Annotated in this window: 18 protein-coding genes and 3 pseudogenes; 6 read left to right on the top strand and 15 right to left on the bottom strand. The window is 68.7% G+C overall.

The features are described from left to right. Nucleotides 1-28 precede the first annotated feature (28 nt). The 3 genes from C3B71_RS04850 to C3B71_RS04840 are packed head-to-tail and all read right to left on the bottom strand — an operon-like array spanning nt 29 to nt 3,088. Nucleotides 29-1,039, bottom strand: coding sequence for an alpha/beta hydrolase (locus C3B71_RS04850; protein ID WP_108966479.1), 1,011 nt, complete (start codon nt 1,037-1,039; stop codon nt 29-31). Next, on the bottom strand, nt 1,036-1,878 hold the full coding sequence (locus C3B71_RS04845; RefSeq protein ID WP_159097645.1) for an alpha/beta hydrolase family protein: 843 nt from the start codon (nt 1,876-1,878) through the stop codon (nt 1,036-1,038). Before C3B71_RS04845 ends, C3B71_RS04850 begins: the two co-directional genes overlap by 4 nt. Then, complete coding sequence (locus C3B71_RS04840; RefSeq protein WP_108969566.1) at nt 1,871-3,088, bottom strand: MFS transporter; 1,218 nt, start codon at nt 3,086-3,088, stop codon at nt 1,871-1,873. The genes C3B71_RS04845 and C3B71_RS04840 overlap by 8 nt, the downstream gene beginning before the upstream one ends. A 194-nt stretch (nt 3,089-3,282) precedes the next feature. Here C3B71_RS04840 and C3B71_RS04835 point away from each other — a divergent pair, with 194 nt between their 5' ends. Next, a complete protein-coding gene (locus C3B71_RS04835; protein ID WP_159097644.1) occupies nt 3,283-4,440 on the top strand; it encodes a LacI family DNA-binding transcriptional regulator in 1,158 nt (385 codons plus the stop codon). Here C3B71_RS04835 and C3B71_RS04830 read toward each other — a convergent pair. Both C3B71_RS04830 and C3B71_RS04825 read right to left on the bottom strand, forming a co-directional pair. After that, complete coding sequence (locus C3B71_RS04830) at nt 4,430-5,647, bottom strand: thiamine-phosphate kinase (protein ID WP_108966474.1); 1,218 nt, start codon at nt 5,645-5,647, stop codon at nt 4,430-4,432. The genes C3B71_RS04835 and C3B71_RS04830 overlap by 11 nt on opposite strands. After that, a pseudogene (locus C3B71_RS04825) lies at nt 5,634-6,865 on the bottom strand (D-alanine--D-alanine ligase family protein). The gene C3B71_RS04830 and the pseudogene C3B71_RS04825 overlap by 14 nt, the downstream one beginning before the upstream one ends. Nucleotides 6,866-7,027: 162 nt before the next feature. Here C3B71_RS04825 and C3B71_RS04820 point away from each other — a divergent pair. Further along, complete coding sequence (locus tag C3B71_RS04820) at nt 7,028-7,780, top strand: AMIN-like domain-containing (lipo)protein (protein ID WP_108966472.1); 753 nt, start codon at nt 7,028-7,030, stop codon at nt 7,778-7,780. A 267-nt stretch (nt 7,781-8,047) separates the two neighbouring features. Here C3B71_RS04820 and C3B71_RS04815 read toward each other — a convergent pair whose 3' ends face one another. Next, on the bottom strand, nt 8,048-8,803 hold the full coding sequence (locus C3B71_RS04815; protein ID WP_108965259.1) for an integrase core domain-containing protein: 756 nt from the start codon (nt 8,801-8,803) through the stop codon (nt 8,048-8,050). Between C3B71_RS04815 and C3B71_RS04810 the strand changes: the two are divergent. Next, nucleotides 8,802-10,062: pseudogene (locus tag C3B71_RS04810) on the top strand (IS3 family transposase); the annotation flags it as partial. The gene C3B71_RS04815 and the pseudogene C3B71_RS04810 overlap by 2 nt on opposite strands. A 546-nt stretch (nt 10,063-10,608) precedes the next feature. Here the strand turns inward: C3B71_RS04810 and C3B71_RS16915 are convergent. The 6 genes and pseudogenes from C3B71_RS16915 to leuC all read right to left on the bottom strand — a co-directional run. Next, nucleotides 10,609-10,788, bottom strand: a pseudogene (locus tag C3B71_RS16915) (helix-turn-helix domain-containing protein); the annotation flags it as partial. A gap of 358 nt (nt 10,789-11,146) precedes the next feature. Then, nucleotides 11,147-12,178, bottom strand: a complete 1,032-nt coding sequence (locus C3B71_RS04800) for an NAD(P)H-dependent glycerol-3-phosphate dehydrogenase (protein WP_073327271.1) — start codon at nt 12,176-12,178, stop codon at nt 11,147-11,149. Beyond that, a complete protein-coding gene (locus C3B71_RS04795) occupies nt 12,175-13,005 on the bottom strand; it encodes a lysophospholipid acyltransferase family protein (RefSeq protein ID WP_108966470.1) in 831 nt (276 codons plus the stop codon). Before C3B71_RS04795 ends, C3B71_RS04800 begins: the two co-directional genes overlap by 4 nt. A 169-nt stretch (nt 13,006-13,174) precedes the next feature. Continuing rightward, the gene (murA, locus tag C3B71_RS04790) at nt 13,175-14,497 is read right to left on the bottom strand and encodes a UDP-N-acetylglucosamine 1-carboxyvinyltransferase (RefSeq protein ID WP_108966469.1); all 1,323 of its coding nucleotides are present in this window, start codon (nt 14,495-14,497) and stop codon (nt 13,175-13,177) included. Between the two features lie 292 nt (nt 14,498-14,789). Next, nucleotides 14,790-15,443 (bottom strand): 3-isopropylmalate dehydratase small subunit, encoded by a 654-nt coding sequence (gene leuD, locus C3B71_RS04785; protein ID WP_073327276.1) that lies wholly within the window; start codon nt 15,441-15,443, stop codon nt 14,790-14,792. A 43-nt stretch (nt 15,444-15,486) separates the two neighbouring features. After that, nucleotides 15,487-16,902, bottom strand: coding sequence for a 3-isopropylmalate dehydratase large subunit (leuC, locus tag C3B71_RS04780; RefSeq protein ID WP_108966467.1), 1,416 nt, complete (start codon nt 16,900-16,902; stop codon nt 15,487-15,489). A gap of 132 nt (nt 16,903-17,034) precedes the next feature. Here leuC and C3B71_RS04775 point away from each other — a divergent pair, with 132 nt between their 5' ends. Then, on the top strand, nt 17,035-17,775 hold the full coding sequence (locus C3B71_RS04775; RefSeq protein WP_073327279.1) for an IclR family transcriptional regulator: 741 nt from the start codon (nt 17,035-17,037) through the stop codon (nt 17,773-17,775). A 32-nt stretch (nt 17,776-17,807) separates the two neighbouring features. After that, nucleotides 17,808-18,947, top strand: a complete 1,140-nt coding sequence (locus tag C3B71_RS04770) for a glycosyltransferase family 4 protein (RefSeq protein WP_108966465.1) — start codon at nt 17,808-17,810, stop codon at nt 18,945-18,947. An 11-nt stretch (nt 18,948-18,958) separates the two neighbouring features. On the opposite strand, the gene nrdR is transcribed toward C3B71_RS04770, so the two are convergent. Both nrdR and C3B71_RS04760 read right to left on the bottom strand, forming a co-directional pair. Continuing rightward, nucleotides 18,959-19,450, bottom strand: coding sequence for a transcriptional regulator NrdR (nrdR, locus tag C3B71_RS04765; RefSeq protein ID WP_073327807.1), 492 nt, complete (start codon nt 19,448-19,450; stop codon nt 18,959-18,961). A gap of 113 nt (nt 19,451-19,563) precedes the next feature. Beyond that, entirely contained in the window at nt 19,564-20,382 is an 819-nt protein-coding gene (locus C3B71_RS04760; RefSeq protein WP_108966463.1) for a LysM peptidoglycan-binding domain-containing protein, read from the bottom strand. Nucleotides 20,383-20,602: 220 nt separating this feature from the next. Here C3B71_RS04760 and lexA point away from each other — a divergent pair, with 220 nt between their 5' ends. Next, a complete protein-coding gene (gene lexA / locus C3B71_RS04755; protein WP_108966461.1) occupies nt 20,603-21,415 on the top strand; it encodes a transcriptional repressor LexA in 813 nt (270 codons plus the stop codon). A 136-nt stretch (nt 21,416-21,551) separates the two neighbouring features. Here lexA and C3B71_RS04750 read toward each other — a convergent pair whose 3' ends face one another. Next, complete coding sequence (locus tag C3B71_RS04750) at nt 21,552-22,541, bottom strand: L-lactate dehydrogenase (protein ID WP_395994421.1); 990 nt, start codon at nt 22,539-22,541, stop codon at nt 21,552-21,554. Between the last annotated feature and the right edge of the window lie 12 nt (nt 22,542-22,553).

Genomic DNA, 22,553 nt, shown 5'->3' with positions numbered 1-22,553 from the left:
ATCTATCCGCAGCATGCAGCGCAGCAAGTCACCACTGCGGACGAAGCTCAGGGTGAATATGTCGCCGCATTGCGGCCTCCCGACTCGACAACAGCCTCCTGCTCGCAGACGCCTCCGGAACGACGTTTTCAGCGCCGTGGAATAGCCCCGGAGTCAAGTGGAGCTCTGTCGACACACCGGCCGCACACAGACGCGCCGCCAGGACCAGATTCTCATCGCGGAACAGGTCAAGTTCGCCTACATCCATGTAAACCGGAGGCAGTCCCCGAAGCTCTTCGACAGAAGCGGTGCCCGGAGCAGAGTAGATCGTCGGCGGCTGCCCCGCCAAGTACCAGCGCCAGCCCTCGATGTTGTTGTCTCGGTTCCAGGTGCCGCACCCAGAGCGAACAAGCTGGTACGCCGACGGAGTATCCGACCATGGATCGACCATCGGGTATATTGCCTGAACGAAGCACAAAGCCGGACCTCCTTCATCACGAGCACGCAGCGCGGCACCGAGGGCGATTCCTCCGCCGGCACTGCCGCCATACAAAGCGATCCTTGATCGGTCTGCGCCCAAGTCCTCGCAACTCGCCGCCCAACGCAGCGCGACCATAACGTCATCCAGCCCCGCGGGGAACGGATGCTCGGGCGCAAGCCGGTAGTCGACCGAGACACAGACCGCGTCCTGGATGGCCGCGATTCTCGCGAAGACGTGGTGCTCGGAGTCCAGGGTGCCCGCCCACATTCCACCACCGTGTATACACAGCACACACGGACGCATATGCTCTCCGGTTCGCGGCGTATACACGCGCACACGCACCTGCCGATCCGTACCTTCCACAGGAACGAATACCTCATGCCAATTGACATACCTGGCCACCCAGTCTGGCTCCGGAACGGGCGACCGCTCCTGAATCGCACGCCTGGATGCCGCGTCGAGGTCGAGGTAGTTATCAGGCATGCCCTCTTCAAAGGCCGTCAGCGCATCGGCATAGTCAGGATTGAGCCGTTCATCAAACCAGGCTTCGGCAGTGACGGAACGACGCCAGGTGCTCACGCGCTCCTCCTGCTGCGCTCGACAATGAAGCGGACGACTTCGGCGATGGCGAACTCACGATCCGTCACGTTCGCCCATCCGTGGTCGGCGGTCGGTCTGATCGTCAATTGAGCCTGCCGCCCGTATACCGACTCGTACCGGCGGACATACTCCACGGGAATGAAATCTCGCCCGCCATGAAGTATCCGCACTGGCCCGGCGTAGCCCCGGGCGGCACCGAAGGGGTCGATGCGGTTGGCGGAATCTATGATTGCAGACCCCAACCGGCATCCGTAGAAGTCGAGGTAACCCTGCTCATCGATGACGCTGAGCGGCTTGCCCTGGAGGTACCCGGAACGGATCTCGTCGGCGAATGAGCAGGCTGTCGACAGCAGGCTTATGCTCGCTATCGCGGAAGGGTTCCGCGCCGCGACAATAGTCGTCACAACGGCGCCCAGGCTTACCCCAACGAGGTGGACGTCATCGGCATCTACATCCTCGCGGTTACGCACACCTGCGAGGACGCGCTCGACATCATCGACGTCGCGCTCGACAGTGTCGTCGAAGAACGAGCCATCGGACTCACCCTGACCAGTCCGGTCGACGGCGAACGCAGCAACTCCAGAAGAGGCTAAGGCGCGCCCCAGCGAGACGAAAATCCCCGACTCAAGCCGATTCGAGCCGAATCCGTGCGACAACAGGACCGCCGGAATCCCTTTTGCATCGAGCGCTACGCAGTCCGGGCGGTAGAGGGTCCCTCGCAAGACTCCCCGCGCCCCCGTAAACTCCACGGACTCCAACACCACGTCTCGAGCCACTTCTTGTTCGCTTCCAGCAGCGAACGAAACGTTGTCATGCATGAGCCACCTCGGAGACCTCATCCCGTTCGACGTCGAAGGCCGTCGAACTCGTCCGGTGGAAACCCAGGTACCCGATAACGAGACCCGTAGCGGCAACAGCCCCGAGCACACCGTACAGGCCGCGGGGGTTGACCCCGAGGAGAGAGGGCGTGAAAACGGCCAACAATGCCGCGGCAACACGGGAGACGGCGTAGACCGTGCCCTGAGCCGTAGATCGCAGGAGCACCGGGAAGGACTCCTGTGTCCACACCTTCATCATCGTCTCATAGCAGAATGCGCCCGCGATCGTAACAACAACGAGCGCGAGGATGACGGTGAACGGAGTGAAGCCGAACACGGCGGGAATGAGGTAGGAGAGCACCACACCAATGGCACCGACGACGTAGTAGGGCATTCTTCTGGGTGTGTCCGCGACCTTCATGAACCACAGACCTCCGATGAGAGCAGCCGGTAGCGCCAGCATTGAGATCGCCGAGTACGAACTCACGGTCATCCCGGCCACGTTTACGGCCGTGTAGGTGCCGAACTGGCCGGAAACGAGCACCGCCACGGTGGTGAGCGTGTAGTACGCCAGAAGCGTCCACAGGGGCCTGGCATAGGCACCGGTGAGCAGATCACCGATATTGCGGCGAGTCGCACGTACAGTCGCCGCCCCCTGCTCCACCTCAGCGCGAGCCTCCTGCCAGGACCGTGACTCCGGAACTGTCAACCGCAGCAGGAACCCGACTACACCCGAGGCGCATGCAACCATGAAGATCAGCCGCCCTCCGGCGACACCCATTCCGCCGAAGCCGATTCCGCACAGCATGGCCGTGGTGATGCCCGCGGTGCCCATGAGGTTGGAGAAGATGACGAGCTTGGCACGGTTCGAGTCGTCGGCGGACTCCGAAATCGTGGCAAGCGAGACTGGAATATCCGCCCCGGTTCCGACGCCGAAGAGAACGAAGGCTACGAGCAGCACGGGGAAACTAGTGAAGGCCGCCGAGAGCCCGGTCCCGATGACGATGAGCACCATCGTCACGAGGAAGACGCGGCGCCGGCCGTATCGGTCACCCAGGCGCCCGCCACTCAGGGCGCCCACAGCCAGAGAAATCGTCGACAGAGAGGTAAGCACACCCACGTGCTCGGGACTGAGGGCGCCCGACGTCTGATAGAGGACGAGCGCCGTACCGAAACCAACGATGGCAACCTGGTCAACAAAGGTTGCCATACCGGCAGCGAAGGCGACCCACCACGGACTGCTGGCATGACCACGCCAAGTACTCATGAATTCTCGCTTCCTTGCGATAGAGGCCCGCGGGCCAGAAGTAGCTAACTGCTGTTAGCAGCCTCTACGTTAGACTGGCGAACGAGGCATGTCAACACCTGTTGGCACGAAGATCAGGCGCAGGATCGGGGCATAACGTGGCGAAACCGGCAGCATCAGCGGAGACCGCTGGATCCCCCCGTGCATCAACACACCCGAAGTCGAACGACGCATCGCGCCAAACAGAGCCGAAAGCGACACACCCGGCGCGTGTCACCCAGGCGCAGGTTGCCGCCCGTGCCGGGGTCTCGCGAACCGTTGCGTCGTTCGTCCTCAACGGACGCACAGATCAGCGCGTTGCCGCACGGACTGCGCAACGCGTGAAACAGGCCGCTGAGGAACTCGGCTATCGTCCCAACAAGATTGCCGACATCCTGCGCACAGGCGAGTCCGGCACCATCGCGCTCGTCTCCGACCTGGTCACAACAACGGCCGCCGCACACGCGATGGTGCGCGGCGTGCTTGAGGGAGCCCGATCACACGGAATGCTGCTATTCACCGCGGAGACTCTGGGTGAGCCCGAGCTCGAGGAGCAGCTCATTACCAACCTCCTAGACCGTCGTGCCGATGGCATCGTCTATGCCACGATGTTCAGTCGTGAGGTGTCACTTCCTCCTTCTCTCACCGGTGAGCGCGTTGTGTTACTCAACTGCAAGGATCCATCCAGGACAACCACGAGCATCCTTCCCGACGACCACGCCGCGGGAGCCGACGCGGGAAGACTGATCCTCAAGGCGGGCAGCGAAGGGCACGTAGTCTTCCTCGGACGTCTCCCCGGCAACGCCTCGGCGACCGCAAACTGGCCGAACACCCGTCCGCTCGCACTTCAACGTCGCCTATCCGGACTGCAAGGGGTGCTCGCCGCAAAGGGAAGTCTCCATGCGCCCGAGCTCGACGCACCGCTCTGGGATGCTCCCACCGGCCGGACCACAATGGCGCGCCTGCTACGTCAGGATGGTCCGCCCACCGCCGTAGTGTGCGCTAACGATGCGCTCGCGCTAGGCGTTTATCAGGCCCTGGCGGCACTCGGCCTGCGAGTTCCCGAGGATGTCGCGATCGTCTCCTTCGACGGTACGCAGATGGGCCAGTGGTTCATTCCGCCTCTCACCTCTTTCGCCCTTCCGCACGAGCAGATGGGACGCACGGCTATTGACACCCTGCTGGGCGAGGATTCGCTGGAAGCCGGCGAACTGCTGGTCCCGATGCCGCTGATTGCAGGCGGCTCGATCCAGGTCCGGGAGCCAATCACTCTTTGAAGTGGTCCCAGCCGAGACGCTCGGGTACGCGCCCGCCGATCAGTACGGCCGCCGACTCGCCCACGCGCCGGGCGCGCACGGCTCCGATCACCCGGGCGCCCTCCGGCAGCCGTTCGACCGCCGACGGCGGCAGCGTGGCCAGCAGGCCGTGGTCCTCTCCCCCGGTCAACACCCAGGCCCGCGCCAGGTCACGCGCGGCCACGGCGTCGGGGCGAAGCAAGCCGGCGACCGGCGCCAACGCGGCGAGGTCATGCGTCAGCCCGGCCTCCGGGTCGCCGTCCGGGTCGGCGATCTCGACGACGACGCCGCTGGCCCGGGCGATCCGGTCCGCGTCGCGCAGCAGCCCGTCGGAGACGTCCATCATGGCGGTGGCTCCGGCGTCAGCGAGCGCGGGTCCAGCCGCCAGGGGAGGCTCCGGCGCCCGGTAGATGCGCAGGCATTGCGCGGCGGCCGCGGCACCGTCGTCGTTGATCGTCACACCGTCTCCGCCCGCGTCGCCCCGCGCACCGGCGTGGGCGCCAGCGACGGCGTCATCCCACCCGTCCGAGCGGCCATCCAGACCGGCCTGCAGCAGTGCGAGCCCGGCCGCCGAGCGTCCCAGCGTGCCGCAGTGGACGACGATGTCGCCGGGACGCGCGCCCGAGCGCCGCACCGGGCGGCGGCCATCCAGGTCGCCGTGGACGGTGACGGCGATGACCACCCGATCCCCGACACTCAGATCACCGCCGACCACGCCCGCGTCCGTGCCCGCACATGCGTCGGCGAAGCCGCGAGCCAGGTCCTGCACCCAGGCGACCGAGGTGGTGCGCGGCAGCACCAGGCTGACCACCAGCGCCGTCGGGCGCGCCCCCATGGCGGCGATGTCGGCGAGGTTCTGGGCGGCGGCGCGGGCCCCGACGTCGCGGGCGGTGGACCAGTCGGTGCGGAAGTGCTCGCCCTGGACGAGCACGTCGGTGCTCACGCAGTAACGCCCGTCCGGGGCGGCGACCACGGCGCTGTCGTCCCCACTGGGCACCAGCACGCGGGCCGCCTGCGGCAGCAGCGGGGTGAAGGCGGCCAGCAGCGCCTCCTCCCCCAGGTCGGCGACGGTGGTTGCGGCACCACCACCGGCAACGGAGTCGACGGCGGCAGCACCATCGGAATCGACGGTTTCGGCGCCGCGGCCCGCCGGGGGCGTCCCGACGTCGTCGGCCTCAGCGGTTGACATCTCTGGGGCGCTCGAGCGCCAGCTCGATCAGCTCGGTGACCAGATCGCAGTAGGCCAGCCCGGATACCTGCCACATGTAGGGGTACATGGAGAAGGGCGTGAAGCCGGGCATGGTATTGACCTCGTTGACGATCGCCTCGCCGTCCGGGGTGAGGAAGAAGTCGACGCGGGTCAGGCCCTCCCCGCCGATGGCGATGAAGGCCTCCGCGGCCCGGCGCATGAGCAGATCGCGTTCGGCCGGGGCGATGTGGGCGGGGCAGACCATGGCGACGGCGTCGTGGGCCAGGTACTTGGTCTCGTAGTCGTAGAACTCGCCGGCACCGTTTGCGGCGTCCATGACGATCTCGCCGGGCTCGGCCACGCGGGGGGCGTCATCGCCGTGTCCGGCGAGCACCGCCACCTCGATCTCGCGGCCGACGACGCCGGACTCGACCAGCACCTTCGGATCCACCTCGCGGGCAGCCTCAATGGCCGCGTCCAGGTGGGAAAGATCCTCGACCCGGCTGATGCCCAGGGAGGAGCCGGCGCGGGCGGGCTTGACGAACAGGGGGCGGGCCAGGTCGGCGCACTGGGCGAGGATGGCGGCCTTGTCACGGCGCCAACGGTGCGGCTCGACGAGCACATGCGGGGCGGTGGGAATGCCGGCGGCCTGCAGCAGCACCTTGGTGACCTGCTTGTCCATGCCGGCGGCGGAGGCGAGCACGCCGCAGCCTACGTAGGGCAGGCCCAGCATCTCCAGCATCCCTTGGATGGTGCCGTCCTCGCCGTAGGGCCCGTGCAGCAGCGGCAGAACCACGTCGACGGTGCCGAGAACCTCGGGGCCGGCGGGGGTGATCGCGGTCAGATTCCCGCCCCCAGCCGCATGGCCAGTTCGCCGCGACCGAGCCCGTCGGTGGTGATTTCCACCGGGGGACGGGCGTCGTCCAGGCGCAGGGCGTCGGGATCGTCGTCCACCAGCACCCACTGGCCCTGGCGGGTGATGCCGATGGGAACGACGTCGTAGCGGTCCCGGTCAATGGCGTCCAGCACGCCGGCGGCGGTGGCACAGGAAATGGTGTGCTCGCCGCTGCGGCCCCCGAAGACGACAGCGACCCTGGGCTTGTGCGGCCGCGTGGCGGCCGGGGTCTGCGTTGAGGCGGCCGGGGCCGACGAGGTGAAGAGGCTGGAATCCGTGCTTGCGCCGGTGCTTACTGCGTTTGAGGCATGAGGGGCCGACATGGTGGCAACGCTACCGCTACCCGGGCGGATCGAGTATCAAGTCACCGCTCGGCGTCGGGCGCGCCGTCGGCCAGTACCGAAGTATCTGTTCCTATGCACCACCAGCCCCTCCCCCGTATGATTGACGTCACACGCATGGTTCACTCAAGGTCAGGAGCCGTCATGACACGCCCAAGCCCACTCCCCCGCACACTCGTCCCCGCCCTGGCCCTGCTGCTGACCGGCACGCTCACACTGGGCGCCTGCGGCTCGGGCTCCGGCGGCGGCGCCGCATCCGAGGAGGCGTCTGCGCCGGCCACATCCGCCGAGTCGGCCGACAGCACTGCCTCCGCCGCGTCCACCGATGACGCCTCGGCACCAGAGTCTTCCGATGCCTCGCAGGCACCCACCAGTACCGGCTCGCTCACCCAGGAGGAGACCAACCCGTCCGGGGCGCCCGCCTGGGGCACCGGCGCCGACGGCCAGGCGGCGTCCGACGACTCGGCACTGGTCATCTCCGACGTGCGCATCGGCTCCCACGACGATGAGGACTACTCCCGCTTCGTGGTCGAGTTCTCCGGTGAAGGCACGCCGGGCTGGTCGGTACAGTGGACCGATCAGGCTCACACCCAGGGCAAGGGCGACCCCATCACCGTGAAGGGCGACTTCACCCTGGTAGTCATCGGCACCGGCGTGACCATGCCGATCAGCGAGGAGCAGCAGGCCGTGGCCTACACCGAGCCGGTACGCTTCGACTTCGACGCCGTCGGGCGCGACGACGACGAGGGCATTGAGGAGGCCTACCTGGATCTCGCCTTCGAAGACCAGTTCCAGGTGGTGCTCGGCACCGACTCGCAGACCTACCGGATCTTCGCGCTCACCAACCCCACCCGTCTGGTGATCGACGTCGCCGACGATGACACCAACGACGACTGACGGCGGCTCCGTCGCGTCGCCGAGGTGCCGCAACAGCGAGGCCCGATCGGCCGGCTCGTGGTCGGCAATGAGGGCATATAGCACGAGCGTGTTCAGGCGCCACTCCCCCTGGTTCGCGGCGAACGACGGTTCGTATCTTCGCATCAGGGTTCGTATGTTCTGGTCAGCGATTCGCACCTTCTTGTGACGGTTCGTACGGTGGGGGTACTGTGCTGTCTCCACACTTCTGGGACGGTTGAGTCTCATGACTTCTGGGACGGTTGAGTCTCATGGGTTTTGGGACGGTTGGGAGCGGGGTGAGCGGGGTGGCCTGCTGATGATTCTGTTGGGTGGTTTGGAAGCGTTGATGGTGGCCCGGCTGTGGGTCTGTGCCTGGGTGGGCTGGGGCCAGGGAATCGCGGCGAAGTGTGTTCCGGCCTGGTCGTAAAGGTCCAGGCGGGTGGGGTACTGGCGGAACTCGATTCTCTGGCCGGCCATGAAGGAACCGACGTAGATGATCCGGCCCTTGTAGGTCACGCTCCCGTTGCTCAGGGCCTGTCTGCTGGTGATGGCCGGGTCGGTGCTGGCTGCCTGCGGCAGGCTCAGCGGCACCGGCCCGGATAGCGCGTCAAGGTTGATCGGGGAGGGATTGGGCAGGGCCCGGGGGACCTGGTGCCACACGCGTATGGGGGTTATGGCTATCCCCAGCCCCTGGTGCTGGCGCTCGGTGTTGTAGTAGGCGGTGAAACACTCCAGGCCGGTGTTGAGGTCCTCCAGGGTGGTGTAGGGGTGCGCTTCCAGCCACAGCTGGAGGGGCTTGTGGGAGCTTTCGACCTTGCCCTGGGTCTGTGGGTGACCGATGGCGCCGCTGATCGGACGGATCCCCAGGCTGGCCAGCCACCTCTCTGTCCGCCCGAATCCGGTGGTGCGGTGAGTGTTGAAAGCCCTGCCGTTGTCGGTCAGGATGGCTGCGGGCCGCCCCCAGGAGTCTGAACTGCACCGGGTTTGATGGAGGCAGTGAATGCACGGAAGGATCACTGTCATGAGTGCACCGAGGAAGTACCCTGAGGAGTTGCGGGAGCGGGCTACCCGGATGGCTGTGGAGGCCCGCCGGGACCCCGAGAGGTCTAAGGGGGCGATCCGCAGGATCGCCGAGGAGTTGGGCGTCCACCCCGAGGCGCTGCGTACCTGGGTCAAGAAGGCCGAGATTGACGCAGGCGCCCGGCCGGGAACCACGAGCGAGGACGCCCAGCGGATCAGGCAGCTGGAGGCCGAGAACCGCGAACTGCGCAGGGCAAACGCGATCCTGAGGAGCGCGTCGGCTTTCTTCGCGGCGGAGCCAGGCCGCCCGTCCCGCTGATCTGCGAGATGCATCGACTCCCACAGGGAGGAGCTGCGGGGCCTGTGCCGGTTCTGTCAGGCGCTGGCCAGCGCCGATGTCAAGATCGCCCCGAGCACCTACTACGCAGCCAGGAGTCGTCCCCCATCGGCAAGGACGGTGCGCGACCAGGCTCTGAAGGCCGAGATCGGGCGGGTGCATGAGAACAACTACTGCGTACTGGGCGCAAGGAAGATGCATGCGATGCGGGGCCGTCCCGAGGAATCCGCCCGGCACGGCCTGGGGCATGTGGCCCGCTGCACCGTGGAGCGTCTGATGCGGGACATGGGCCTGCACGGCATCCGCCGCGCCAAGTCGCCCAGGACGACCCGGTCCGTACCGAAGGACGCATGCCCGGCGGACCTGGTCAAAAGACACTTCAGCGCCTTCAGGCCGAACGAGCTGTGGGTGGCGGACATTCCCCCACTACGTGGGAGGTACCCCCACCTACGTGCGCACCCTGTCGGGCTGGGTGTATGTGGCCTTTGTCACTGACGTGTACTCCCGTCGGATCGTCGGCTGGCAGACGTCAACGAGCTTGTACACCGATCTGGCGCTGGACGCTCTGAAGATGGGTATCTGGCAGCGCCAGCGCGAAGGAGCCGACCTTACCGGCCTGATCCACCACTCCGACCGCGGGGTGCAGTACCGGGCGATCCGCTACGGGCAGACCCTGTCCGACTGCGACGCTGTGGCCTCGGTGGGCTCCAAGGGAGACTCCTATGACAACGCGCTGGCCGAGGCCCTGAACTCGCTCTACAAGGCCGAGCTCATCCGCAACCACAAGTACCTCGACTCCCACGGGCCCTGGGAGGGCATCGACGATGTCGAGCTCGCTACCGCCGAGTGGGTGCACTGGTTCAACACCGTCCGGCCTCACTCCGCCATCGACATGCACAGCCCCGTCCAGCACGAGCAGGCATACACCCCACCACCACCAGATACCACCGACACCGCCGACGCCCAGGACGTCGGCGAGCAGACCACCAGCCAACCCCAGCCGGCGACCGCCGGCGCCAGATAAAACAGCCTCCACAAAACCCGGGGCTTGACAGTCGAACGCCTCGGACAGGATTTGGCGGGTGGCCTCATGCGTCTCCCCGCCCCAGGCCGCCTTGAGCGCCACCAGCACCCTGGAGCAGTCATCGATGACCTGGTAGATGGTCACCACACGCCCCTGGATGCGCCACTCGATACCGTCTAGCTGCCACAGCTCGTTAGCACTGGTACGCGTGAACCGCTTGAAAGACACCCGCGGGCGCTTGCGTGGCGCCGGAACCACCAGCCCCATGGCCCGCATGCGCCTGGCAATAGTCGCCCGCGACGGGGCCGGGTTGGCCCCCGCCCCGGACAGCACCCACCACACCGACCACGCACCCGCATCCTTCCCGTCGGCAACCAGCTCCCGGCGTACCTGGGCGATACGCTCATCAACCCGCTCATCCCAACGGCGCGCCGGGTGCAGCGGCGCCCTGGAACGGGCGACCAGCGCCGCCCCCGGTCCCTCCTGCTTGGCCCGCTTACGGATCCGGTAGAACGAGGACTTCGAGACCCCCACCTGCCGGCAGAACTCCTCCACGCTCACACCCGCAACCCGCGAGTCAAACTCAATGATGCGCTGACGCTTGAACGGCGAAACTGCATAACCCATCCCCCAACCCAACCCCACCCGCACCGCCCCAGAATCTCACGACTTCTGACACTCCCAGATGTCATGAGATCCAACAGTCCCAGAAGTCATGAGACAACACAGTGGGGTAGGGGTACGAACCGTCGTCGGAAGTGCCGAAGCGTTGGTGCCAAGTGACGAACCGTCGTCGTTGGTGACGAACCGTCGTCGGAAATGGCGAGCTTCTACCGGAAGGCACGAACCGTCGTCATCGACCGGACAAGCCCGGACACGGGAACTATGTTTTTGCGAAACTGGGCAGACGGAGCCCTAAACCCGGTCACGCCATTACGACCGATCTCAGCACGTAACTTCAACCGAACTCGGCGAGAGGGGCGGCTCAGGTCAACGGTGCCGCGTTAACGCCCTCGGCCTTGCGGGGCCGGGACAGCAGGGCGTCGTTGATCTCCTCCACGGTGGCGGTCCCCTCGACGACGGCGACCACCCCCGCGGTGATGGGCATGTCCACTCCGTGCGCGGCGGCCAGGTCGAGCACGGCGCGCGCGGACTTGGCGCCCTCGGCGACACCACGCGAGGCGGCGGCGGCCTCCGCCACGCTCATGCCCTCACCCAGGCGCCGTCCGAAGGTCTGGTTGCGCGACAGTGGCGAGGAGCAGGTGGCCACCAGGTCACCCATGCCGGCCAGCCCGGCGAAGGTCTCGGGGTTCGCCCCGAGCGCCAGCCCCAGCCGGGTGATCTCCACCAGTCCGCGGGTGATGATGGTGGCCTTGGAGTTGTCCCCGAAGCCGCGTCCGGCGGTGATGCCGACCGCCAGGGCGATCACGTTCTTGACCGCGCCGCACAGCTCCACACCGAGCACATCGGTGTTGGTGTAGGGACGGAAGGTGCCGGTCGCGCACAGGGCGGCCACGCGCGCGGCCACCGCCTCGTCCTGCGCCGCCACCACGGTGGCGGTGGGCTGGCCGGCGGCGATCTCATCGGCCAGGTTCGGGCCGGAGACCACGGCGATGCGCCGGGCGGGCAGGTCGAGCGCCTCGGCGATGACCTGACTCATGCGCAAGCCCGTGCCGGCCTCCACCCCCTTCATCAGGGAGACGACGATGGCGTCGTCGTCGAGGGCGCCGCGCAGCGGGGCGAGCACGCCGCGTGCGGTCTGGGCGGGCACCACCACGACGACGAGCCCCGCCCCGGCGACGGCCTCCCGGATGTCCGTGGTGGCGGTGACGGTCTCGGGCAGGGTGATGCCGGGCAGGTAGCGGTTGTTGGTGCCGGCGTTGATCTCGGCGGCGATCTCCGGGCGGCGCGCCCAGATGACGGCGGGGGTGCCGGCCTGGGCGAGCAGGCGAGCGAAGGTGGTGCCCCAGGCACCGGCGCCGATGACGGCGGCCTTGCCGACGACTGCCGGGCTCATGACTGCTGCTCCGGGGCGGTTTCGGGCTCGTCGTCACCCGGGTTGTCGGGCGGCGTGCCCGGCACGGAGGGGTGCTCGTGCTCCGACGGCGCCGACGGGTCGGGCCGACGCACGCCGATGTTGCCCTTGCCCGGATCGCCGTCGTACTTCATATCGAAGGGGCGGGGCGCCTTCTCGCCGCGCAGTTGCTCCACCAGCTCCGTGATGTGCCGCATGATCTCGGCGGTGGCGGCGCGCACGACAGCGTGATCGGAGGTGTCCGTGCCGAATTCGGCCAGGTCGAAGGGCTTCCCGATCAGGACGTCCACGTCCTTGCGGGGAAAGGGGCGGAAACCGCTGCCGTAGGCACCCAGCACGTTCTGTGCGCCCCACTGGCCGATGGGCAGCAGGGGCGCGCCGGTGCGCATGGCCAGGCGGGCGGCGCCGGTCTTGCCGGTCATAGGCCACTGCAGCGGGTCGCGGGACAGCGTGCCCTCGGGGAAGATCATGATCGGGTCGCCCGCGCGCAGACGCCGCTCGGCCTCCACCAGGGAATCGCCGGCGTGGGTGGAGCCGCGGTAGACGGGGATCTGACCACCGGCGCTGAAGACGTGGCCGAGGATGGGGATTTCGAACAGCTGGGACTTTGCCAGCGAGTAGATGGGCACGTCCGCATCCACGAGCGCGCGCATGGCGGTGAGCGGGTCCAGGTTGGACAGGTGGTTGGCGACGGCGATGAAGCCGCCCTCGCGGGGAATGTTCTCCACGCCGGTCACATGCTGCTTGGAGACCGCCTTGAGGAACGGAATGATCGCCCCCCTGGCCGCGAACCGGTAGAACGGGGTCATGCGTCGTGTGGTCGCCACATCGGCACTCTACCCACTGGCGTGCGCCGCGGGCGCGAAATGACCGCGGGCCGACCCGGGCGCGAAATGACCACGGGCCGAGCCGGGCGCGGGTCCGCGGGCGGCCCGCCGGGACGCTCCGGCACCGCGGGGCGACCGGCGCCGGACCGGGTCAGGCCAGGCGGGTGACGTTGGCGTCGAGCGCGGTGAGCTTGCTCATGAAGTGCTCGTACCCGCGGTCGATGAGATTCACGCCCTCCACGCGGCTGGTGCCCTCCGCGGCGAGTGCGGCGATCAAGTGGGAGAAACCACCGCGCAGGTCGGGCACCACGATGTCGGCCCCGTGCAGGGGGGTGGGCCCGGAGATGACGGCGGAGTGGTAGAAGTTGCGCTGTCCGAAGCGGCAGGCGGTGCCGCCCAGGCACTCGCGGTACACCTGGATGGTGGCGCCCATCTTGCGCAGGGCGCCGGTGAAGCCGAAGCGGTTCTCGTACACGGTCTCGTGCACGATGGACAGCCCCTCCGCCTGGGTCAGGGCGACGACGAGCGGCTGCTGCCAGTCGGTCATGAAGCCGGGGTGAACGTTGGTCTCCACCACGATGCTCTTCAGGTCGCCGCCCGGGTGGTAGAAGCGGATGCCGTCGTCGCGCACGTCGAAGGCGCCACCGACCTTGCGGAAGATGTTCAGGAAGGTGGTCATGTCGCTCTGGCGGGCGCCGTGGACGAACACGTCGCCGTGGGTGGCCAGGGCGGCCGCAGCCCAGGAGGCCGTCTCGATGCGGTCGGGCAGGGCGCGGTGGTTGTAACCGACCAGCTCGTCCACGCCCTCGACGTGGATCGTGCGGTCGGTGTCCACGGAGATGATGGCGCCCATCTTCTGCAGCACGTCAACCAGGTCCATGATCTCCGGCTCGACGGCGGCACCACGCAGCTCCGTCAGGCCCTCGGCGCGCACGGCCGTGAGCAGCGTCTGCTCGGTGGCGCCAACGGAGGGGTAGGGCAGCTCGATGACGGTGCCGTGCAGCCCATCGGGGGCGGTCAGACGGATGCCCTGGGGCTGCTTGTCCACGATCGCGCCGAAGCCGCGCAGGATGTCCAGGTGGAAGTCGATGGGGCGGTCACCGATGCGGCAGCCGCCCAGGTCGGGGATGAAGGCCTCACCGAGTCGGTGCAGCAGCGGCCCGCAGAACAGGATCGGGATGCGGGAGGAGCCGGCATGGGCGTCGATGTCGGCCATGTGGGCGCTCTCGACGCTGGAGGGGTCCAGGCGCAGGATGCCCTCGGCCTGGTCGTAGTCGACGCTCACCCCGTGCAGGGACAGCAGCCCGGAGACGACGTCGACGTCGCGGATGAGCGGCACGTTGTGCAGCACCGACGGCGTGGTGCCCAGGAGGGCGGCGACCATCGCCTTGGGGACGAGGTTCTTGGCGCCCCGGACGGTGATTTCACCGTTAAGCGGGCGCCCGCCCTCGACCTGAAGCAGACCGTCGACCATGCGTACCTCCGAGTGTTCGCGTGAAGATCGGGCGCCGCGGAGACACGGCGTCACCCACGCCGGACGCGGGTGACCTCAGCATAGGCGGACCCGGCAGGAACGGAAGATGCCGCGGCCCGCTCACAGCGAACGGTGACGTGTCCTTCAACTCACCGGTGTGGCGGACCGTATGCGGCCCGACGACGACGGGCGCGAGCCCGGCCGACGGCCCGGTTCCCACCGGGCCGGGGCGGCGACGACGGGGCCGCCCCGCCGCGGGAGGCGGCAGGCGGGCCCAGCGTCGTCCGAGAAGTCAGGGGCGGGGCATGTCCGCGGAGTGGGCGGGCACGACCGTGGCGGGCGGCTCGTGGCGGGCGGGCAGGGTCCGCGGCTTGTAGGCGGGCCGGGCGTCCTCATAGGCGCTGATGGCGTCCTCGTGGGTGAGGGTCAGCGAGATGTCGTCCAGGCCCTCCATGAGAGTCCAGCGCACGTAGTCGTCGATCTGGAAGACGGTGCGGAAGGAGCCCGCCTCGACGGTGCGCTGCTCCAGGTCCACGGTGATCTCGGTGCCGGGCTCGGTCTCCAGGATCTTCCACAGCTGCTCGGCATCCTCCTGGCTGATGACACCGGCCACCAGCCCCTGCTTGCCGGCGTTGCCGCGGAAGATGTCGGCGAAGCGGGGGGCGAGCACCACCTTGAAGCCGTAGTCCTTCAGCGCCCACACCGCGTGCTCGCGGGAGGAGCCGGTGCCGAAGTCGGGGCCGGCCACCAGCACGCTGGCGTGCTTGTAGGCGTCCTGGTTGAGGATGAAGTCGGCCTCATTCGCCCGCCAGGAGGCGAACAGGGCGTCCTCGAAGCCGGTGCGGGTGATGCGCTTGAGGTAGACGGCGGGGATGATCTGGTCGGTGTCGACGGCGCTGCGGCGCAGCGGGGCGCCGATGCCGGTGTGGCGGATGAACTTTTCCATGGGTGGCTTCCTTCTCGGACTGGCGGCGGACGGCGCGGGCGACTCAGGCGGCGAGCACCGGCAGGTCCGCGGGGGTGGACAGGGTGCCGCGCACGGCGGTGGCGGCGGCCACCACAGGCGAGACCAGGTGGGTGCGCCCGCCCTTGCCCTGGCGGCCCTCGAAGTTGCGGTTGGAGGTGGAGGCGGAGCGCTCCCCGGGCGAGAGCTGGTCGGGGTTCATGCCCAGGCACATGGAGCAGCCGGCGTTGCGCCACTCGGCGCCGAAGTTCTTGAACACCTGGTCCAGGCCCTCGGCCTCGGCCTGCAACCGAATACGGGCGGAGGCCGGCACCACCAGCATGCGCAGGCCGGGCGCCTTGGTGCGCCCCTTGATGACGGCGGCGGCGGCGCGCAGGTCCTCGATGCGACCGTTGGTGCACGAACCCAGGAAGACGGTGTCGACCTTGATGTCGCGCAGCGGGGTGCCGGGCTTGAGATCCATGTACTCCAGGGCGCGCTCGGCGGCGCGGCGGCCGGTCTCGTCCGCGATGTCCTCGGGGTTGGGGACGGCGCCGGAGATGGGCAGGCCCTGTCCCGGGTTGGTGCCCCAGGTGACGTAGGGCTCGATGTCGGCGGCCTGCAGGACGACCTCGGTGTCGAAGACGGCGTCGTCGTCGGTGCGCAGCGAGCGCCAGTAGGCGACGGCGTCATCCCAGTCCTCGCCCTGGGGGGCGTGCGGGCGACCCTCCAGGTAGGCGAAGGTGGTCTCGTCGGGGGCGATCATGCCGGCGCGGGCGCCGGCCTCGATGCTCATGTTGCAGATGGTCATGCGGGCCTCCATCGACAGCTGCTCGATGGCGCGGCCGCGGTACTCGATGACGTGCCCCTGGGCGCCATTGGTGCCGATCTTGGCGATGATGGCCAGGATGATGTCCTTGGCGCCGCTGCCTGCGGGCAGGTCGCCGTCGATGAGCACGCTCATGGTCTTGAAGGGGGCCACGGGCAGGGTCTGGGTGGCCAGCACGTGCTCGACCTGGCTGGTGCCGATGCCGAAGGCGAGCGCCCCGAAGGCGCCGTGGGTGGAGGTGTGGGAGTCGCCGCATACGACGGTCATGCCCGGCTGGGTCAGGCCCAGCTGCGGGCCGACGGCGTGGACGATGCCCTGGTCGGCATCGCCGAGGGAGTGCAGCCGCACCCCGAACTCGGCGCAGTTGGCGCGCAGGGTCTCGATCTGGGTGCGGGAGGTGACGTCCGCGATGGGCAGGTCGATGTCGAGGGTGGGGGTGTTGTGGTCCTCGGTGGCCAGGGTCAGGTCGGGGCGGCGGACCTTGCGGCCGGCCAGGCGCAGTCCCTCGAAGGCCTGCGGGCTGGTGACCTCGTGGACGAGGTGCAGGTCAATGTAGAGCAGATCCGGGGCTCCGTCGGTGCCGGGGGCGACGACGTGGTCGCGCCACACCTTCTGTGCCAGGGTCATTCCCATCGCTGCACTTCCTTTCCTAAAGGGGCCGTTCGGCCCGGAGCCGCCCGCATTTGCGGAACCGGCAAACTCCGGGCCGTTTTTCTGACTCCACGCTACTTGAAGTCTCACCACTCGGAATGGCAGTATCAGATTATGGACACTCTGGGTGACATCGAAAGCGGCAGCGGGGTTGGCGTCATCGACAAGGCCGCGCTGGTCATGAGCGCCCTCGAGGCGGGCCCGGCCACGCTGGCGCAGCTGGTCACCACCACCCACCTCGCCCGCCCGACGGCGCATCGCATCGCCGTGGCACTGGAGTTCCACCGCCTGCTGGCTCGCGACGCCCAGGGCCGGTTCATTCTGGGGCCGCGCCTGAACGAGCTCGCCTCCGCCGCCGGGGAGGACCACCTGCTGGCCGCCGCCGGCCCGGTGCTGGCGGCCCTGCGGGACAAGACGCACGAGTCCGCACAGCTGTACCGGCGCCAGGGGGACGTGCGCGTGTGCGTGGCCAACGCCGAGCGTCCCATCGGGCTGCGCGACTCGATTCCGGTGGGGGCAACCATGTCCATGCAGGGCGGCTCCGGCGCGCAGGTGCTGCTGGCCTGGGAGGAGCCCGACCGGCTGCACCGCGGCCTGGTGGGCGCCCGCTTCAACGCCACCATGCTGTCCGCGGTTAGGCGGCGCGGCTGGGCCCAGTCCGTCGGCGAGCGCGAGCCGGGGGTGGCCAGTGTGTCGGCGCCGGTGCGCGGTGCCAGCGGCAAGGTGGTAGCGGCCGTATCCATCTCGGGGCCGATCGAACGCATGGGCCGTCAGCCCGGGCGCGTGCACGGCCCGGTGGTGGCCGCCGCCGCGCGCCGCCTGTCGGAGGTTCTGCGCAACAACGACGAGGGCTGAACCTCTCCCCCGCTCACCCGTACACTCGCCCCATGCGTCGGACCCTGCTCGTCACCAATGACTTCCCGCCCGTCGTCGGCGGCATCCAGTCCTACCTGGACGACTACACCCGGCGCCTGCCCGCCGCGGACCTGACCGTTCTGGCTTCCACCCCGCCCGAAGGCCCCGACGCCGCCGCGGCCTTCGACCACGAAGCCGCCTTCGACGTCGTGCGCATGCCCACCCACGTGCTGCTGCCGACTCCGGACGTGCGCCGGCGCATGCAACAGCTCATCCGTGAGCGCGACATCGAGACCGTCTGGTTCGGAGCCGCCGCCCCGCTCGGCCTGCTGGGCCGCGCCGCCAAGGAGGCCGGTGCCACCCGGGTCATCGCCACCACCCACGGGCACGAGGTCGGCTGGGGCATGGTGCTCGGGGCCCGCCAGGCCCTGCGCCGCATCTTCCGCGACGCCGACGTCATCACCTACATATCCGACTACACGCTCGGCGAGCTGCGACCGCATATGCCCGCGGATCAGGAGGTGCTGCGCCTGCCCAGCGGCATCGACGTCGACCGCTTCCACCCGGACCCCGAGGCGCGCGCCGCGCTGCGCGCCCGGTACCGGTTGGGCGAGGCACCCACCGCCGTGTGCGTTTCCCGACTGGTCGCCCGCAAGGGGCAGGACGCGTTGATCTCCGCCTGGCCGCGGGTGGTGGAGCAGGTTCCGGACGCCCGGCTCGTCGTCGTCGGCTGGGGGCCTTATGCGAAGAAGCTGGCCCTGTTGCGTCGCTCCTCCCCCGTGCGCGAGTCGATCATCCTGACCGGCAAGGTCCCCTATGAGGAGCTGCCCGGACATGTGGCCATGGGTGATGTCTTTGCCATGCCCTGCCGCACACGCGGGGGCGGGCTCGATGTCGAGGGGCTCGGCATCGTCTTTCTTGAGGCCTCGGCCGCCGGCCTGCCGGTGATCGCCGGGACCAGCGGCGGAGCGCCCGAGACGGTTGCGGAGGGCGTGACCGGCAACATCGTCGACGGCCGGGATGAGGATGCGCTTGTGTCCGCCCTGGTGCGCCAGTTGACCGACCCCGAACTGCGCGCGCGCATGGGGGAAGCCGGACGCGCCCTCATGGTCGAGAAATGGACCTGGCCCGGATTGGTCGAGAGCCTCGTGCAGGCGATCGACGCCCGGTAGGGCGTTCGGCCTCAGTGGTTGTCAGGGCCGACCTCGGCGGCCGGGGCGGGAGTGGAGGCGTGGGAGGCGCGCAGGTCGGCGATCGCGGCCTCGAAGTCGTCTAGGGAGTTGAAGTCGGAGTAGACGGAGGCGAAGCGCAGGTAGGCGACCTCGTCGAGTTCACGCAGCGGCTCGAGGATCGCCAGCCCCACCTCGTGGGAGTCGACGATGGCGTGTCCCTTGCCGCGCACCGTCTCCTCAACCCTGTGGGCCAGCAACGCCAGCTGATCGTCGGAAACCGGACGGCCCTGGCAGGCGCGGCGCACACCGTTGATCACCTTGTCGCGCGAGAACGGCTCGGTGGCGCCGGAGCGCTTGCGCACCGACAGGCTCGCCGCCTCGATCGTGGTGAAGCGCCGCCCACATTTGGTGCACTGGCGGCGACGGCGGATTGAAGTTCCGTCATCCGACGTGCGTGAGTCGACTACGCGCGACCCACTGTGCTGGCAGAAAGGACAGCGCACGCCGACCACCTCCGGTTCTCCGCAATGTGCGTACGGTTCGGAGGTTATGCTTCCGGCGCGCGGATCCGCAAGCGTTGTACCGGGCGCGAGCCCGTCGAACGTGCAGGAGCGGCTCAGCCGGCCGGGACGATGAGCGTCTGTCCGGGCTGCAGGGTGGAACTGGTCAGCCCGTTGAGATCGACGATCTGCGCCATGACCTCGTTGACGTCACCGGCGCCGGTGGCCACGGCGACATCCCACAGGGACTGGCCGGACTGGACGGTGGCGGTGGTGGTCTGCGCCGGGGCGGTGCTGAAGCCGGAGGCGACGATGCCGCCGGCCACTATCAGGACCGCCGCCAGCACAAGGGCGCCGACGACGAGCAGGCGACGTACAGCCACGGGCAGGGCCGCGCGCTCGGCCGACCGCTTAGCGGCCACCTGCTGCGCGGGCCGGCGTTCCTCCCCGCGCTGTACCGCCGCAGTCGGCACTGCACGACGCCCGGCCGGAGCCGGTACCACCCGGGTCCGAGCCGGCACCTGCGCCGACGTCGCGCGAGACCGCGCAGCCGGTGCCGGAGCCTGCGACTGTAGGGCATCCGCCTGCGGAGCCGACGCCGCGCGCCCGAGCCGCGCACGGCTGCGCGAGCGCACGGCCGGGTGAGTGGGAGCCAGCTCCTCCAGGGACTGCCGCCGACGCCGCGGAGCAACCGGACGCCGCATCACCTCCGGTTGCGCAGCGACGCGAGGCGACCCCGACGTCGCCTCGGGGTCGGCCTCGACGCCGCCGGTGACCAGACGCAGCCGCGGACGGGGCGCGGGGACGCCTTCGGGTTCGGTGGAACGTGCGGCACTGTCGGTGGCAGCGCCGACCGCAAACAGCCTCGAGCCGTGGTGATCCTCGGCAGAAACCAGCCGGAGACGCGGCGGCACTGGGGCGGCGAGAGCACTCATGGAAGCCTCCTAGAACACACGTTCGACGAACGTCTGTTCGATAGATTACCGGTTCACGTCCGACACGTCCAGAGCGTTTTCGAACACATGTTTGATCGCCCGGACGATCGGCCGTAGTCTTGACGAGACAAGGCCATCACGGGCCACCGACATGAATTCGGGCTCCTTAACCGGCACCCGGCCCCGGGCCGCCGGCAGCCCGGGGAGTGAGGGACAGGCGATGAGCGCAACCACCCGCCGGACGGGCCGCCGCGGCACAGACACGGCCCCCGCCGCCCCCGCCGCGGCGCCACCCGTTTGCGACGCCGATTCCGCGCTTTCCACCGCCGAGGCCCTGGAGTCCCTGGACGCGCGCGCCCGCGCCGTCTACGAGTCGGTATGCGAGGCGGTCGCCGCCCACGGCTACCCGCCCTCCATGCGAGAGATCGGCGCCCGAGTCGGCCTGACCAGTCCCTCCTCAGTCAAGCACCAGCTCGACAAGCTCGAGCGCCTCGGCCTGGTGCGGCGCGACCCCAACCGTCCGCGCGCTCTGGAGGTCGTGGCTCCCGCCGTCGAGCCGGACTCCGACTCCGGCGCCTCCGCGCCTGCGCACGCCACCCCGGCCCTGGAGCCGTCACTACCGGTGCTGCCCGGCGTAGCCGATGGGGAGGCCGTGGCCGTGCCGCTAGTGGGACGCATCGCGGCCGGCGCGCCGATCCTGGCCGAGCAGGAGGTCGAGGACGTGCTGGCCCTGCCCCGCCGCCTGACCGGCGACGGCGACCTGTTCATGCTGGAGGTCCACGGCGACTCCATGATCGACGCGGCCATCTGCGACGGCGACTGGGTGGTCGTGCGCGCCCAGCCGGATGCCGACAACGGCGACGTGGTGGCAGCGATGGTCGAGGACGTCGACGGCGCCTCCGCCACCGTGAAGGTGCTCTCCCGCAAGGACGGGCACCAGTGGCTGCTTCCCCGCAACCCCGATTACGCCCCCATTCCGGGCGACGAGGCCACGATCATGGGCAAGGTCGTCACCGTCCTGCGGGCCCTCTGAGCGGAAACCCAGGCGGAAACGTGCGCGTGCACGTCATTCTGACTTGATCCGCGTAAATCCATGCAGAAGGGGCCGACCCCCGTGGGGTCGGCCCCTTCATGCTTACAGACGACGCTACGGCCGCCGCGACGGGGACTCAGTAACCGAGCCCGCGAGCCACCTCGCGCAGGCGCTCGGCGGAGGCGGTCAGCCGATCGCGCTCGTCGAGGGTGAGCGGCAGCTCCAGGCGGCGCCCGGCACCCTCACGGCCGACGATGGTCGGCACCGCCATGCACACGTCGGAGATGCCGTGCCAGTTGTTCAGCAGTGGAGAGATGGTGAGCACGCGCTGCTCATCGTTGAGGATGGCCCCGATGATGCGGGAAACCGCCAGGCCGACGGCGTAGTTGGTCGCGCCCTTCCCCTCGATGATGCGGTAGGCGGAACGGACCACGTCGTGGGCGATGCGGTCGCGCTTCTCCTGATCGAACACCCCGCCGTCCAGGGTCTTGCCCCACTGGGTGATCGGCACGCCACCGATCTCGGTGGAGGACCACAGCGCCACCTCGGAGTCGCCGTGCTCGCCGGCGATGTAACCGTGGATGTTCTGGGTGGCGGTGCCGGTCTCAAGGGAGACCAGGTAGCGCATGCGCGCCGTGTCCAGCACGGTGCCGGAGCCGAAGATCTGGTTCTCGGGCAGCCCGGTGATCTTCTTGGAGCAGTAGGTGACAACGTCGACCGGGTTGGCCACCAGCAGGAAGATGGCATTGGGGGCAACCTCGACCAGCTTGGGCAGGATCTTCTCCATGATGCCGACGGTCGCGCCGGCGAGCTCGAGGCGGGACTGGCCGGGCTTCTGTTTAGCACCGGCGGTGATGGCCACGACGTCCGCGTCACGGCAGATCTCCGGGTCGTCCGAACCGGAGACGGCGCCGGCGGAGGTGAACTGAATGCCCTGGGCGATGTCGAGGGCCTCCGCCTCGACCTTCTCCTTGACGATGTCCTGCAGGACGATCTCGCGGGCGACGCCCTTGGTGACACAGGCGTAGGCGAGCGTGGAACCAACCGCGCCGGCACCAATGATGGCGACCTTGGAGGGACGACCGGAGCGGGCCGTCGGGTACGAACCTTGAGCGCTGTTGGTGATGGTGGTGTCTGA

The sequence above is a fragment of the Actinomyces sp. Z16 genome (assembly GCF_003111765.1).
GTDB lineage: Bacteria > Actinomycetota > Actinomycetes > Actinomycetales > Actinomycetaceae > Actinomyces > Actinomyces glycerinitolerans.
Note: the sequence above shows the minus strand (reverse complement) of the source record. Positions and strands in the feature narration are given on the sequence as shown.